Source organism: Algisphaera agarilytica (genome assembly GCF_014207595.1).
Taxonomy (GTDB): Bacteria; Planctomycetota; Phycisphaerae; order Phycisphaerales; family Phycisphaeraceae; genus Algisphaera; species Algisphaera agarilytica.
Genome location: NZ_JACHGY010000001.1, coordinates 1,146,643 through 1,161,722 on the forward strand (window position 1 = coordinate 1,146,643; position 15,080 = coordinate 1,161,722).

10 protein-coding genes are annotated in these 15,080 nt (G+C 61.3%); 6 read left to right on the top strand and 4 right to left on the bottom strand.

Annotated elements, in window-relative coordinates:
* Positions 1-57: 57 nt before the first annotated feature.
* Positions 58-1,419: an arylsulfatase B gene (locus HNQ40_RS04890; protein ID WP_221435389.1), complete on the bottom strand. Its 1,362-nt coding sequence runs from the start codon at positions 1,417-1,419 to the stop codon at positions 58-60.
* A 373-nt stretch (positions 1,420-1,792) separates the two neighbouring features.
* Here HNQ40_RS04890 and HNQ40_RS04895 point away from each other — a divergent pair, with 373 nt between their 5' ends.
* The 4 genes from HNQ40_RS04895 to HNQ40_RS04910 all read left to right on the top strand — a co-directional run bounded on the left by HNQ40_RS04895 (position 1,793) and on the right by HNQ40_RS04910 (position 8,700).
* Positions 1,793-3,361, top strand: coding sequence for a sulfatase family protein (locus HNQ40_RS04895; RefSeq protein WP_184676758.1), 1,569 nt, complete (start codon positions 1,793-1,795; stop codon positions 3,359-3,361).
* A gap of 77 nt (positions 3,362-3,438) precedes the next feature.
* The gene (locus HNQ40_RS04900) at positions 3,439-6,570 is read left to right on the top strand and encodes a chondroitinase family polysaccharide lyase (protein ID WP_184676759.1); all 3,132 of its coding nucleotides are present in this window, start codon (positions 3,439-3,441) and stop codon (positions 6,568-6,570) included.
* A gap of 148 nt (positions 6,571-6,718) precedes the next feature.
* Positions 6,719-7,453, top strand: coding sequence for a DUF1961 family protein (locus HNQ40_RS04905; RefSeq protein WP_184676760.1), 735 nt, complete (start codon positions 6,719-6,721; stop codon positions 7,451-7,453).
* 545 nt (positions 7,454-7,998) lie between these two features.
* Complete coding sequence (locus HNQ40_RS04910) at positions 7,999-8,700, top strand: hypothetical protein (protein WP_184676761.1); 702 nt, start codon at positions 7,999-8,001, stop codon at positions 8,698-8,700.
* 413 nt (positions 8,701-9,113) lie between these two features.
* Here HNQ40_RS04910 and HNQ40_RS04915 read toward each other — a convergent pair whose 3' ends face one another.
* On the bottom strand, positions 9,114-9,659 hold the full coding sequence (locus HNQ40_RS04915; RefSeq protein WP_221435390.1) for a hypothetical protein: 546 nt from the start codon (positions 9,657-9,659) through the stop codon (positions 9,114-9,116).
* 84 nt (positions 9,660-9,743) lie between these two features.
* Positions 9,744-10,658, bottom strand: coding sequence for a type II secretion system protein (locus tag HNQ40_RS04920; protein ID WP_184676763.1), 915 nt, complete (start codon positions 10,656-10,658; stop codon positions 9,744-9,746).
* Between the two features lie 417 nt (positions 10,659-11,075).
* Here HNQ40_RS04920 and HNQ40_RS04925 point away from each other — a divergent pair, with 417 nt between their 5' ends.
* Both HNQ40_RS04925 and HNQ40_RS04930 read left to right on the top strand, forming a co-directional pair.
* Complete coding sequence (locus HNQ40_RS04925; protein ID WP_184676764.1) at positions 11,076-12,959, top strand: sodium:solute symporter family transporter; 1,884 nt, start codon at positions 11,076-11,078, stop codon at positions 12,957-12,959.
* Positions 12,956-13,729, top strand: coding sequence for an NAD-dependent epimerase/dehydratase family protein (locus HNQ40_RS04930; RefSeq protein ID WP_184676765.1), 774 nt, complete (start codon positions 12,956-12,958; stop codon positions 13,727-13,729). The genes HNQ40_RS04925 and HNQ40_RS04930 overlap by 4 nt, the downstream gene beginning before the upstream one ends.
* A 22-nt stretch (positions 13,730-13,751) precedes the next feature.
* On the opposite strand, the gene HNQ40_RS04935 is transcribed toward HNQ40_RS04930, so the two are convergent.
* Positions 13,752-14,825, bottom strand: a complete 1,074-nt coding sequence (locus HNQ40_RS04935; RefSeq protein ID WP_184676766.1) for a substrate-binding domain-containing protein — start codon at positions 14,823-14,825, stop codon at positions 13,752-13,754.
* Positions 14,826-15,080 lie beyond the last annotated feature (255 nt).

Here is a 15,080-nt window from a genome sequence, read left to right on the forward strand (position 1 = left end):
GTCGAGATCCTTTCTGAACGTTCGCCGAGTGGGCGAACCGAAGCATAAACCAGTTCACTACTCCGCCGCGGACGAGTGGTCGCGTGGCGCTTTCCATCCCTTCGGGGCCGAGGTGCAGTACTCCTTCGCGGAGACCACTTCCGGGCCGCGTGCCTTGAGCTTGCCCCAGAGTTCATCGACGAGCTCGGGGCGTTGCTTGGCCAGGTTCTTGGTTTCGTTGGGGTCCTCGGCGATGTTGAACAGCAACCCGTGCAGCTTGCCGCCAGGGAGCGGGACGCTGTCCTTCGGGGCTTTGGCTTTCTTGATCGCCATGAACTTCCAGTCGCCGCTGCGGACCGAACCTCGGCCGGAGGTGTCGGCGACGTTGTGGTAAATAACGCGTTCGGGCAGCGTTTCGCCGGTGGACAGGGCCGGCCAGAAATCCAGGCCGTCCAACGGCTGGCCCAGCGTCGTGTCCCCGCCCGCCAGGCCCACGAACGTGGGAAACAGGTCGACCACGTGCAACGGCGTTGAGAAGCGTTGCCCCGGCTTGAGTGTGCCCGGCCAAGTCACCGCGGCGGGAACCCGCACGCCGCCCTCGTACTGCGATCCCTTGCCGCCCCGCAGCGGCTCGTTGCTCGAGGCGTTGCTGCCCGCCCCGCCGTTGTCGCTGAAGAAGATGACCAGCGTGTTGTCATCCACCCCGCGCTTCTCCAGGGCATCGAGCACCCGGCCGACCTGAACATCCGTCGCGTGCATCATCGCGGAGTAGGTCCTCCGCCGGGAGTCTTTCACGTGGTTGAAGCGTTTGACGTCCTCGGGCTTGGCCTGCATCGGGGTGTGCGGCGCGTTGAAGGAAAGGTAGAGAAACAAGGGCCTTTGGTCGAAATCATGCTCGCCGATCAGCTTCACCGCCCGCTGCCCGAGCAGGTCGGTGGTGTAGCCCTTTTCACGCAGCGGCTGCTTCCACACCGAGCGGTCGGCGTGGAGTTCCTGCCAATCGAGCGTAACCTTGTCGTTGATGTGCGTGAAGTAGTCGAGCCCGCCGCTGAGCAGGCCGTAGTGCATCTCGAACCCGCGCGACGTCGGCCAATACGCCTGGCGGTACATACCCAGGTGCCACTTACCCAGCACCGCGGTGTAGTAGCCCACCTCCTGCATCGCTTCAGACATAAACCGTTCGTCGAGCGATGCGCCGTGCGTGTGGTGCGAGCGCAGGTTACAGATGTGGGCGCCATACCGATAGGGGTACCGCCCGGTCATCAGGGCGTGCCGCGTGGGCGAGCAGGTCGGCTGAACGTAGAACTGTTCGAGGATCACGCCGGTGGACGCGATGCGGTCGATGTTGGGCGTGGGGATGTCCCCGCCATGAAAACCGACGTCCGCCCAGCCCATGTCGTCGGTCAGGATCACCAACACATTGGGCTGGGATGCCTGCACCCGAAAACAAGCCAACAGAACCGTCACGAGAATCAGTAGGAGCGGGGTACGGCGCAAGAGATGCCCTCAAAGATGGATACGAAGGGATGACGACGGACGACAGGAGCACGGATAATCTGAACCTCACAGTTTATCGGCCCGCCGATTGAAATCAAGCCTCAATCCATTTTCTTCGACCCCGCTGGCCGAATCAAGCAATTTGCATTGACTAGACAATGCCTAGGTGATCAAGCCTGGCAAGGATTTGCTCTCGACCGCGAACGGGGCGTATAAATTCTGATCAAAAGCCTTGCCGTTTTGTGAGGTTCAGTTTAAAGTCACTTCCCCGGGCGTGAATCCCAGCTCCACCCCCTCCTTTCCCAAGACTCCAATCATGAAGCGTCGAGAGTTCAACAAAGCCATGGGGTTCTACGCCGCCGCCGGCCTGGCCACCCCCTCAGTCCATGCCGCCAACAGCAGCCCCGCCGCCGCACCAGGCGATCGGCCCAACCTCCTCTACATCTTCCCCGACCAATACCGCCTCCACGCCCTGAGCCTGTGGCGCGACCCCGCGTTCCGGGACGCGATCCGCGGCGTGTCCGACCCGGTCGAGACCCCCAACCTCGATGCCCTGGCCCGCGAAAGCGTCGTGCTCAACCAGGCCTGCAGCACCCACCCCGTGTGCAGCCCCCACCGGGCCATGCTCATGTCCGGCATGTACCCCAGCCAGAACGGCGTCATGCACATGAACTGCAAGGCCGGCCGAACCCTGGGACTCAAGCACAGCATCACCTGCTTCACCGACGTCCTCGCCGCCGAGGGATACGAAACCGCGTACGTCGGCAAGACCCACTGGGAACGCACCGAACCCTTGTTTGACACGGAAAATCGCTACGTCGGCACCCCGGAAGACCCCGGCGGACACTACGCCAACCCCTTCGACACCTACATCCCCCCGGGCCCCGGGCGGCGCGGCAACCGTTATTGGTTCCAGAACATTGGAGATAACCACAAAAACCCGCTGTCGTACTCCAACCGCCCCGAGCTGGTCAACGGCAAGCCGGACGGCCACCCCCACCGCCACCGCCGATTCACCCCCGAGCAAGAAGCCGACATCGTCGTCGACTACCTGAAGAATGAGTCCGGCCAACGCGACGAGAGCAAACCCTTCAGCCTGATCTGGTCGCCCAACCCGCCGCACAACCCCTACTCCGACGTCGATCGCGACTGCGACCGCGCGGTGTACGAACAGTTCTACGCCGACATGCCCCTGGACGAGGCGCTGAACCGCCCCAATGTCGCCCCGACCAAGGACAACCTGGCCGAGCGTGCGGCGCGGATCTACTTCGCCCTAGTGACCAGTATCGACCAGCAGGTCGGCCGCGTGCTGCAGGCCCTGGAAGATGCCGGGCAGGCCGACAACACGCTGGTCGTGTTCACATCCGACCACGGCGAATTGCTCGGAAGTCACGGGAAAATGGGCAAAAACCTCATTTACGACGAGTCGTTCCTTGTGCCCTACCTCATCCGTTTCCCCGGCGTGCTGCAGCCGCGCGTGGACGACCTCCTGCTCGGCACCGTCGACATTATGCCGACCATGCTCAGCCTGCTGGGGCTCAGCCAATCGATCCCGAGCTCGGTCCAGGGCTACGACTACGCCAGCGGCCTGCGCGACGGCGTTTACGACCAAACCCCCAAGCCGCAGTCGGCGTTGTACCTCAACGGCCGAACCAAAAAAGGCGTTCGCACCAACCAATACACCTACCTCGTCCACGAGGACGATCTGCCCGAGCTCTACGACAACACGACCGACCCGTATCAGATGACGCCGATCGCGCTGGACGCGATCGATCGTTCGGACCTCGACATGCTCCAGGGCGAGCTCGGCCGCTGGCTGGTGCGCGCCACGGATGATTGGGTCAAGACCAAAAAGTGTGCCGAGCTCATCCAATACCCCGCTTAGCCCTCACGAATCGATTTCTGCATCCCTACGATCCCATACCCGCTGCAGTTACGGCCGGGCCGATGGGACCGCTCACCATGGACCCACGCATGCGCATCCTTTCTTTGTTCACACCCGCCCTGCTACTCGCCATGAGCACCGCCCACACCCAAGCAGCCGCCACCACTTCCGACCCGTCTCCCCGAAAGATCATGGAGAGCTTCGAAGACGGCATCCCCGCGCACGTCACCAGCGCAGGCGGCACACTCTCGATCAACCAGGACCGGATGAAGCACGGCAACCAATCCCTGAAGTGGGACTGGCAGGGCAACGCCACGCTGGTGTACGACGGGCACCTGGGCTACCGCAAGCAGCAACCCATGAAGCCCGGCGACGACCCCGAAGTCCTGATGTCACGGGCCGACCCCAGCCAGGGGGTGCTCGAACCGCCCCGCGCGTTTTTTGCCTGGATTTACAACGAAAAACCACGCCAACAACGCCTCCGCATCCAGTTCGGTCGGGGCGATCAGGCCGACTGCGAATTCGACTACAACCTGAGCTTCAAGGGCTGGCGCACCATCGTCGTGGGCTACGACCGCGGCGACATGCGCGGCACGCCGCACCCGGACATGGACCGCATGACCATCAACGCGCCCGCCACCGGCTCCGGCACGTTCTACCTCGACATGCTCGGCACCTCGGTGCCCTCCAACCCCCGCACCGTCAACGCCAACCCCCAGCTCCCCGAGATCGATCGCCACCCCCGATTGGTCGGCCAGTACCCGCACCTGCTCTTCGAGTTCAGCAAGCAAACCCCCACGTTCGACCTGCTGCCGCTCGACGAGCAATCGCTCCGCGACATCCGCACGCTCGAGCAGCGCGTGGAAGCGATCTGGCTGCCCGATTCGACCCGCGCGGCATGGAACCCCTCCAAGATCGAAGGCATCCGCAAAGCGTTCGCAAAATTTGAGATCCGCCGCGATGGCGACCAGATCTTCGGCCGACCGCTGATGAACAAGAACGTGTTCGGCGACCACTTCTCCGAACTCGGCTTATCGCAAGACGAATGGCGAGAAGACGTCCTCACTTGGCGATGGGACTTCAACGCGATGCTGCTACGCGTCGCCCGCGCCTGGCAGTTCAGCGAAGACCAAGCGATCCGCCTGGAACTCGAGCAGATGTTCATCGACCTTTTCGACTACGGCGTCGACCAGGGTTTTGCCGAGGGCGCCGGCCTCGGCTGGATCCACCACTATTCCTACGTGATCCGCGAATACGCCCCGTCGATGTTTTTCATGCGATCCGTGCTAAAAAAACACGATCGGCTCGACGAGGCGATCGCCGTTTCGAAGTACCTGCACGGGTTTAACCGGATCTACCGGGAAGACGTGGTTTACGACGTGCCCGGCCGAATTTCCGCCAACGCCGACGACCTGCAGGGCCTGCTCACGCAACGCCTGCTCTGCGCCCTGCTCATGGACGACTCGCCGGAGAAGCTGCGCGACCTGCGCCACTACAGCTCCTACCTGTCCAACATCAGCACGGGCTACACCAACGCGCTCGACGAAACCTTCAAGCCGGATGGCAGCCTGTTCCACCACGCCGGGCACGCCTTCGGCTACGGCGGACGGGCGTTGTATTCCACGGTCCGCACGCTCTACCTCCTCCGCGACACGTCGTTCGCCGCCTCGCCGGAATCGGTCGCGCGGATCAAGAAATGCGTGGATTCTTATGAGCAAAGCTTGTTCGGCCCCGCAAAGGTTGCCTCAAAAGCGTTTGCGACCTGCCGATTCAGCAACTACGAATCTCCGAAGAACTTCGCAGACATGGCCGACATGATGGAGGCGGTTCTGGGCGGCGATGTGGTTCACGGCCCCGACTACGAGGGCTTCCGGATGATGTCGTACAACAGCGTCGGCCTGAAGCGAAGCGGGGACGAATGGATGACCACCGTGCGCGGCCACGGCAAGTACGTCTACCCCTACGAGAGTTGGGGCACGCACTTCTTCGCCTACCCGCTGTTCATCGCCAACGGCTACCTCGACGTGACTTACCCCGATAGCATCGACAGCCTGACCCCCGAGAAAGGCATCTGGCACCCCGGGCTCGACTGGCGACGCTACCCCGGCACGACCGCGGTGCGGCTCGACTACGACCAGATCATCTGCCGACTCAACCAGGTCCGCGACGAGGGCGGCGAGTACCTGTTCAGCGACCAGCCGTTCGTCGGCGGCGTCGAAACCTCCTATGGCGCAGGCGTTTTCGTGTTCCCCTTCCGCGGCCACGACAAGTACGGCCTCGAGTCGTTCGCCGGCAAGAAGACCTATTTCTTTATGGACAACATGGTCGTCAGCCTCGGCTCGGAGATCACCAGCGACATCGCCGGCCACGCGGTCGAAACCACACTGTTCCAGAACGCCCTGACCGAAGGCCACCGCCCCGTCGTGCTCAACGGCCAAGCCATCACGGCCTACCCGCACCAACAAGACCTCAACACCGAGCAGGCGAACTGGATGATCGACGCGCGGGGCACCGGCTTCTGGACCCCGCCGAGCCGCGACGACGCCACGCTCAAGCTGAGCCTGGGCGATCAAGAAAACCCCGGACCCCACGGCAAGGAGATGACCACCGGGAGCTTTGCCACCGCGTGGCTGGACCACGGCGAAGTGCCGTCTAACGCCAGCTACCAGTTCGTCATGCTCGCCGACACGGACGCGCAGGCGATGACGCGCTTCGCCCAAGCGATGGCGTCTGACTCAGCTCCCGCACAAGTCCTCCAAGCCGATGCGAACGCCCACGTCGTTGCGTTTCCCAAAGCCAAGGCCACCGCCTACGCCGTCTACGCAACCGAGGGCGCCACACTCGACCTCGGCGTCGTTCGCCAGGTCAGCAAACAAGCCACGCTGATGACCAAAGCCGAGGGCAAGCAGCTGCGGCTGTCGCTGGCCGACCCCGACCTGAACATCTACGACGGCCAAGAGGACCGCCTGCCCGATGGTTCCCGCATCGAGCTTTCGGTGTATGAGCGCGAATGGTTCTTCTGGCCCAGCCGACCCAGCGCTGTGCGGGTCACCCTCCAAGGCGAGTGGGACATCCAGAGCCTGGCCCAACCGATGGAAACCGCGACGACACAACCCCGCATTATCCTTGCAGAGCAAGGGAAAACGGTCGTTGAGTTCACCTGCCGAGACGGGCTGAGTGCCGAGCTCGTGCTGACCCCCAAAGACTAAACGCAATACCCGCACCACCGAGCCGAGCAACCCGACCATGCCGTTCAATTCACGGCCCCAACTCCTAGCGTTAGCCCTAAGCTTGGTCGCAACCATATTTGCCGACCGCCCCGCAATGGGCGAGCCGCCCCTTTCGTCAGAGTCCCCCATGGATATCTTTCAAGAACTCGACTCAATGGATTGGCAACCCGTTTTCTTCGACCCTTGCACCGAAGACTGGACCGAGCATTGGTCGCTCGACGGGCTGAAGGCCACGATCACCCATGACGCCCAAGGCATGTCGTTTTCGGCTGGGCCGGTGGAGGGCGAAGACGCCAGCCACGCGGTGCTTTGGACCAAGCCCAGCTTCGAGGGCAGCATCAAAGTCGAGTACGAATACACCCGGCTCGACGACGCCGTCTCCGCGGTCAACATCATCTACCTCTTGGCCAGCGGAAGCGGAGTGGGCCCTCACGACGAAGACATCGCCGAGTGGGCGGACGAACGCGGTGTGCCAAGCATGCGGTTGTACTTCAACCACATGCACACGTACCACATCAGCTACGCCGCCTTTAATTTGGACAACGACGACCGAAGTCAGGACTACGTCCGCGCTCGCCGCTACCTGCCCGAACGCCCCGAAGGACTCAAAGGCACGGACCTCCCCCCCGACCACTTCTCGACCGGCCTCTTCCAGACCGGCGTGCCCCACCAGATCACGCTCATCAAACACGGGGACGAGCTGGTCATGCACGCCACCAACGCGGAGCAGGAGCAGACGTTCCGCTGGGACACCTCGATCTACCCCCCCATCACGGCCGGCCGCATCGGCCTCCGGCACATGTGGACCCGGTCCTCGCGGTACCAGGATTTCAAAGTCTCGGTCCTGACCGTGGACGACTAAGCCCGACAAGCATCACGAATGGCAAGCCCCCGTTTCGCCACATCGGCAGGCGGTCGCTGCCTCACGCCCCAACCCTCCACACGACACGGAGAGGGACGCCATATCTACAAAAATATTTTGAACCTCACAAAACAAATTTACCTACAGCTCCCCATGAATACCCAATTAAAACCGACCACACATGAACAACCTAAACGCAATTAAATTGTAAACATATCAATTTAAGCCATTTAAATCTATTTATCAGCTTCGAACATCAAAAAACACCCCCTCCGCACACATATTTTCACTTGGCGCACCCCAACCCTCGATCTATACTGTGAGGTATAGTTTTGGCGGGGCGTCCGCCATACGATTCGCGACCGACAGGCCCTATCTCATCTTCAGCCTGCACCGCTGCTTCACGCCACCCGCGTCCACACCTGAACCCGAGGGGCTCGAATCCTGGCCCAACCAAGCAGCGGCCGAATCCACGTCATGTCCATAAGGAGGAACCCATGTTTTCGAAATTCAGAACCGCATCTCAACAAGGAACACCCGCCGCTATGAAACGCATCTCATCCCGATTCGGCACCGCCGCCCTGCTCGCCGCGCTCTGCGCCGCACCCACCACCCACGCCGCCCTGATCGACTCCACCGTCGATACGTTCAGCAACGACGGCACCACCGGCGTGGTCCCCGCGGCCTACTCCGCCAGCGGCACCGTGCAACGCAACGAAACCACCTCGGCCGCATTCACCAGCGTGCAGTCCCTGGTTAACCCCGGCAGCGACGGCGACAGCCTCGACGCCGCCAACGACGGCTACCTGCTCATCGTGCGGGACGGCAGCTCCACCTCCGGCTTCACCCGTGACCTGGGCACCATCGAAGCGGGCGACGTCGGCAAGACCATCACCATCGACTTCGACATCCTCAAACCCGGCAGCAGCGGCGTGAACTCGTTCTACATGCTGCAGCTGGTCAACCCCGACACCACCCTCGAGAGCGCCGTCGCCGAGGTCGCGGTCGGCTTCAACGACACCGGCCTGTTCTCGACCCTCACCGGCAGCAGCCTGTCGTACACCGTCGAAGCAGGCGACGTCGGCAAGACCGCCCAATTCGCCGGCCGGGCCTTCGTCAGCAGCAACCCGCAACGCCAACTGGGTATCGACGCGGTCTCCATCAGCGTGATCCCCGAGCCCGGATCCCTGGGGCTCGCCGCTTGCGGCCTGGGCCTGCTGCTCGGCCGAAAGCGTCGCGAAGCCTAAGCCCTTTCCATCCAACGCTATTACCTCCAGAAATCGCGGCCCCTCGTGGACCGCGATTTCTTTTTGCGCGCCCAAGCTGGCCGCACAGACCTACAGCAAGCTCCGCTACCAAACTCAAGAGATTGAGACACGAAGCCACGCAAACACGAAGCCCCCGATGGTCTTCACATACCAGCATCCACACAGCGAGACCATGCCACCGCAAATGGCCATCACCCTGACATCCCGGACCACACCCAAGCCCACGAACCCCAACGCCCCAACCCTAAGCCCCAACCCCACCACACGATCGAACCCCAAGCCAAAGAACACCTCACCCCCCTAAGAAAAGCCTGGGTAAAAGAAAAGCCTGGGTAACGGCACTTCACGCCATTACCCAGACTTCCCCCACACTGCATTTGATGGAGACGCGACTAGTAGAGAATCATTCTTCCACGCTCGCCGTCACAGAGCGTCGAAATGGCGCCGAAGATCGCCTCGCCCTGGCTTGAACCCTCCCAGACCCATTCCTCGCCGGTAGCGTCAGAATACAGGACCGGCGGCTCGGGCATCGCCTCGTAACCCTTGGCCTCGAGCTCAGGCAACACCGAATCGGGGTGTCTCGAAAGAAAGACGATGCGCACACCTTTATCGCCCATGGATTCAAGAGACATCCCGTCCTTCAGCTTTGGCGTGCCCCCACACGCGTAGAGCCCGACATCAACAACCGCACCCGCCTCGCCCATGCCTTTGAACTCATAAACCCCCGAATCCATGACCAGGGGCGATATCGAAGACCGGGGGGCCTGGACGAGGACCTGCCGATTGAGGTCGTACATCCACTTGTAATCTGGCAACTCGGTCGAGCCTTGACTCATGATGCGCCAGCCAGCCAGAACCAGCATCAGCATCGAGACCACCAAGACTACCGCTGAGTTTTCTTGTATCAGTTTTTTCAGGCCCATCGCGGGCACCACCATTTCGATACTGAAGACACGACAAGCCAGAAACAAATCAAGGCAGCCAGGCAGGCTTGATTTAAACCAAACCCCGGGTACACCCAGTCATTTTTTCATGGGGTCCCAGTGCGTCTCGTACTGGTTATTGGAATTGAGCGTGCCATCATCTTTCCGATAGGTTTCGATTGGATCCAGATTCTCGACGTGGCCATCGGTATAGGCATAGTTGGGGCGGAACTCCGCACGCGACAACTCGCCAACCAGGTGGTGACGGATGCTTCGGATCTGCCGGTCAGCCCGATCGGGGTGATGCATGCCGCAGAACGTTGTCGACCCCGTGTGGTGACCCAGGCCGTTAGAAGAGATCACACCTCCGCCACCCGGTAAAGCTACGTCCTCAACAAACAAAAGCGTGGCTGCTGTCTGAAAAACATCGGTATCACGACGGCTAATACTTACGCCTGTGTCGCTGTTTATCCCGGTAATCCCGATGTAGTTGCCCGAGCGGTCCGCTCCACCCCGGATCTCCCACCTAGTCAAACCATAAGACCTTTTCGCAAACTCAACCCCATCCACAGGGACATCAATGCGTTGAAAATCATCGAGCGGACACGCATATATATCACCGCCGGTCTCTTCGTCGACCGAAAACCCGCCCGGCTGGTAAGTCAGAGCATTTCTTGTTGTCCCACCTGGAAGCGAACGCCCGTCGTAGCCCCCGATCATGAATTGGTCGTCGTAGCTCATGTAAGCCCCGGGGTTATTCGGTCGCTCCAAGCCGATGACATGGAAACCGTCATAGTCGTTTCGGTAGGTCGCCTCCGCCCGGGTGAGTTGCTGGAGCTGCGTCGCACACTTAATGGTCCGCGCCGCCTGCCTCGCACTACCCAACGCGGGGAGAAGGATGCTAATCAGCAGCGCGATGATGCTGATGACCACAAGCAACTCAATCAGCGTGAAGCCGTACAAACGAGCGGGGCGGACGACAGAAGACTTGGACGAAGAAGGAAAGTTATTCATTTGAAAACGAGCTTTCAAAAACAATAGAGATGACGAGAAGGGATTGATGGAGCCAAGACCACGAAATCATTGAGCAAGCCAAACCGGCCCAATGTGAACCTCACAGATAAATGCTATATCCCCGCCGCCCTCAATGCAAGACCTTTGTTGAGAAAAATTCTGACGGACACTGACGCCAAAGAAAAAGCAGCCAATACACCATAAAACACGACACAGACCATCGCTCCGAGCCCCATACCGCCGAATATCTGGCCGGTATTCGTAAGAAATGGATTGACGGTCTTGATTTGTGAGGTATAGTTTTACCTGTCGTTCGAGCATCTCGGAATCGCCATCCCCTCCCCCGTGGCCCCGAAACTCGTCTCTCCCGCCGGGCCCCGCCCCGGCGGCCCACTCCGTACACCCTCGGCTCTCCACATGGTCAATCACTGGGACTGGACTGTCATCGGGGTCTACTTCGCGTTCATGATCGCGATCGGGGTGGCGTGCAAACGGCTCAACAGCAACAGCAGCGATTACTTCCGCGGCGGCGGGCAGATGCTCTGGTGGATGAGCGGCACCTCGATGTGCATCTCCAGTATCTCGCTGTGGACCTTCTCCGCCGCGGGCGTCCGGGTCTACGAGACCGGCTTCTACCAGGTCATCGCGTACCTGGTCGCGATCCTCGGCATCCCGCCGCTGTACTTCTACTTCGCCAAACGCTTCCGGCGGATGCGGGTCATCACCTCGGCCGACGCGGTCCGTCGGCGGTACGGCCGGGCCTCGGAACAGGTGTGGGTCTGGATCACGGTGCCCATCAACGTGTTCTACTCGGGCGTGGGCCTTCACATCATCGCGCTGTTCGTGGCGGCAGCGCTGAACATCGAGGTGCACTACACCGCGATCGGCCTGGGTGTGGTCATCACGTTCATGGCGATCCTCGGCGGGGCTTGGGCGGTTTCGGCCAGCGACTTTATTCAAGGCCTGGTCACGATGGTGGTTGCCACGCTGGTCTGCATCAAGACCATGCTCCTGCCCGAAGTCGGCGGCCTTGGGGGGTTCGCCGACAAGCTCCCCGAGGAATTCGTCAACTTCAACCTGTGGAGCCGTGAGATCATCTGGGTGCCCTGGCTGATCACCCAGGCGATCACCACGATCTTCCGCGTCGCGAATATCAACGACACCGGCTCCTACTTCCTGAAAGTCAAAAACGACCGCCACGCCCAGTGGCAGGTGATTCTTTACGCTTTCACGCCCGTGCTCCCGCTGCTGGTGTTCCTACCGATCATGGCCTCGGCGTGGGTGATCCCGAACATGGAGGCACTCTTCCCGACGCTCAACCGGGCGGAGGAAGGCGCGTATGTCGCCATCGCCACCAAGGTCTTGCCGCAGGGCATGGTCGGCCTGCTGGTGTGCACGATCTTCGCCGTGCAGATGTCCAGCCTCGACACCGGGCTCAACAAGAGCGCGGGCTTTGTGGTCTGCAACTTCTACCGCGACATCCTCCGGCCCAAGGCCTCAGAGAAAGAACTGCTCTGGGTGGGCATGCTGTTTACCTGCTTTTTCGGGGTGCTCATCATCGCGATCGCGTTGCTGGTTACCGCGCAGCGCGACGCCAACATCTTCGAGTTCACGCTGCTGCTTGCTCCGATCCTGCAGCTGCCGATGGTCATCCCGATGATCATGACGGTGGTTATGAAAAAGACGCCGGGCTGGAGTGCGTGGAGCAGCGCACTGGTCGGCATCCTCGCGGGGGTCCTGGTCAACCTGGTGTGGCTCGACAGCGACCAGAAGGTCTCGGACTTCGCCGGCATGCTCGGGCTGGCCACGCCGTTGTCACGCATCGAGGCGGCGGACTTCCGGTTCATCATCGCCTACACCTCGGTCATCTCGAGCACGCTCGTGTGGTTTGTCGCGACCCGGTTCTTCTGGAATCTCACCACCGAGGCGTTCAAGCTCGAGGTCGATCGCTTCTTCGCGGACATGAACATCCCGATCGGCGAACACCCCGAAGACGCCCCCGCCGAGGCGCCCGGGGCCGACCTCGCCCTGGTCACGGAAGACCGCGACCGCGATCAATACACCCTGATCGGCTGGATGACCGTCGCCTACGGCGTGATCATCACCGCGGGCATCGTCATCCCCAACGATCTGAACGACCGGCTGTTGTTTGCCCTTTCCGGAGGCATCATCACGCTGGTGGGCGCGGCGCTGCTTTGGCAGCGCAAGCGCCGCACCGGCGAAGAGATTTCTGCTCCCCCCACCACACAACCTCTCCCCGCGGTTGCCACGCAACGGCTGAGTGAAAGCGAGAACGTATGAATGTGTTACTGACCGGTGCCGCTGGATTCCTCGGCCAAAAACTCCACCTGCCATTTTTGAACCGCGGGCACCAGGTACTGCGGACCGACATCGTGCCGATCGATTGCGACGAGCCGTTCGTGCAAGCCGACCTGTCCGACCCGCAGGCCGCCAAAAGTCTGACGCAGGGCGTCGACGCAATGGTGATCGCGCACATGAGCCCGAAGAACGAGCAAGACCCTTCGCGGGTGTTTACCACCATGGGCGTGGGGACGATCAATCTGTTCCAAGCCGCCGCGGACGCGGGCATCCGCAAGGTCTGCCTGATCTCGAGTGTGGATGCGGTGCGTGGCTACCCCAAAGACACACGCCGGATGCGCAGCTTCCCGCCCAAGGCCGACGAACTCTACGGCCTGGGCAAGGCGTCGCAAGAACACATCGCCGAGTACTACGCCCGCCTGCACGGCCTGGAAGTGACCGTGCTGCGCATCGGCTACGTCATCGACGCGACCACCCTGACCAACAAATACGACGTGGTCGAGAAGTCCTTCGCCCCCAACATGGTCGACCGCCTCGACGTCGGCGAGGCCTGCGCCCGGTGCCTGCAACGCAAGGGCAAAGGCTACGAAGTCTTTTACGTGCTCGGCATCCGAGAGAACGGCAGGTTCGAGGTCGAACCCACGTGGGAAGCCCTGGACTGGCACCCCCAACACCTCGCCAAACCAACGCCCATGCCGCAGATCAGGGTCAAGGCCAAGAACCCGAAAGGATTCGCACAACCCGCGACCTGATCGTTTTACGTTTGGACGCGTGTTAAGCCTTGGGCGAGAAATCGCTGGACGCACGCACCAGGAGCTCGGGGCGGATGGTTTCCGAAGTGGGGTCATCGCCCGCCTCTAGCTGCTCGAGGATCTTGATCACCAGATCAACGCCCTCGTAGGCCGAGACGCGAACGCTGGACAAAGGCGGGTCCATGTACTCACACCACACCATGCCGTTGACGCTGACCAGGGCGAGGTCTTTGCCGACCTCCAGGCCGTTATTTTTGATCGCGTCGTAGACGTGTTTCCCCTGCCGGTCGCCCGACAACACGATGGCGGTAGGGCGATCATCCGTGGCGAGCACCTCGTCCACCGCCCCGGCGATCAACTCCGAGCTGTGCCCCACGTAACGCATCCACTCGGGCCGAAGGCTGACCCCGAGGCGCACCGCCTCTTCGTGGAACGCGACCCAACGCATGTGTTCGGCACGGACCCATCTCGCCTCGTCGTAGCGGTGGAGGTAGGCGATGCGCGTGTGGCCTTGCTCAACCAGGTGCTGGAGCTGCAGGCGGATGATCTCGCGGTCGTCGATATTCACCGAAGCGGGGATCTGCCCGATCATATCGGGCAAGACGTGGACCACGGTGTAGTTCACACGATCGCGGTTCTGGGTGTATTCGAGGTCGCTCGACTTGATGCCGAAGGTGAGGATGCGCGAGTTGGTGCTGCCGATGTTGCCCAGCAGATCGACAAACTCGTCGCGGTCCGCGACCGCGTGGAGGCGGACCGCGTGGCCGTGCTCGGAGAGCCCGAGGATGAGCTGGCTGATGAACTCGCCGTAGAACCCTCGGCCGCGGAGGTCTTTGGTCTTGTGGCGATACACGACGTAGATCGGCAGCTCGTGCGGCTCGGAGCGATAGCTGCCGGACTTGGGCTTGACGACGATCAAGCCTTCATCGCGGAGCTTGGTCAGGATACGCACCACCGTGGCCTGCCCCAGGCTGAAGCGGTCACGGAACTCGCGGATCGAAGGCAATCGCCCCCCCACGGGAACCGAGCGAACGGTCTTGCGTATCGCCTGCTCGGGGTCTACAGGACGTTGTGACGCGGCACGATCTTCATTCATAGTCACGGCCAAGCATACACTCCAATCTGCATCACTTCACACCGCCCAAACCACGCCGTCCCGAATTCCTCAGGCCGCCGGCAGCTTGCCCGAGGGGACGCGTCGCGGGTATTCCGAAACAAAAGCCTTGAATCACAAACTGAACCTCATAAAATAAGAGCCCCGCCGATCGATTCAATATACCCTCGAATCAAAATAAACCCTATATCTAATTGCAAACAATATATTTTCGGCTGTTTTTTCACTTTCGTTTAT

Excerpts from the sequence above, each read along its gene's own strand:
- HNQ40_RS04895 (WP_184676758.1), top strand. The coding sequence starts at position 1,793 with ATGAAGCGTCGAGAGTTCAACAAAGCCATGGGGTTCTACGCCGCCGCC.
- HNQ40_RS04900 (WP_184676759.1), top strand. The coding sequence starts at position 3,439 with ATGGACCCACGCATGCGCATCCTTTCTTTGTTCACACCCGCCCTGCTA.
- HNQ40_RS04905 (WP_184676760.1), top strand. The coding sequence starts at position 6,719 with ATGGATATCTTTCAAGAACTCGACTCAATGGATTGGCAACCCGTTTTC.
- HNQ40_RS04910 (WP_184676761.1), top strand. The coding sequence starts at position 7,999 with ATGAAACGCATCTCATCCCGATTCGGCACCGCCGCCCTGCTCGCCGCG.
- HNQ40_RS04915 (WP_221435390.1), bottom strand. The coding sequence starts at position 9,659 with ATGGTGGTGCCCGCGATGGGCCTGAAAAAACTGATACAAGAAAACTCA.
- HNQ40_RS04920 (WP_184676763.1), bottom strand. The coding sequence starts at position 10,658 with ATGAATAACTTTCCTTCTTCGTCCAAGTCTTCTGTCGTCCGCCCCGCT.
- HNQ40_RS04925 (WP_184676764.1), top strand. The coding sequence starts at position 11,076 with ATGGTCAATCACTGGGACTGGACTGTCATCGGGGTCTACTTCGCGTTC.
- HNQ40_RS04930 (WP_184676765.1), top strand. The coding sequence starts at position 12,956 with ATGAATGTGTTACTGACCGGTGCCGCTGGATTCCTCGGCCAAAAACTC.
- HNQ40_RS04935 (WP_184676766.1), bottom strand. The coding sequence starts at position 14,825 with ATGAATGAAGATCGTGCCGCGTCACAACGTCCTGTAGACCCCGAGCAG.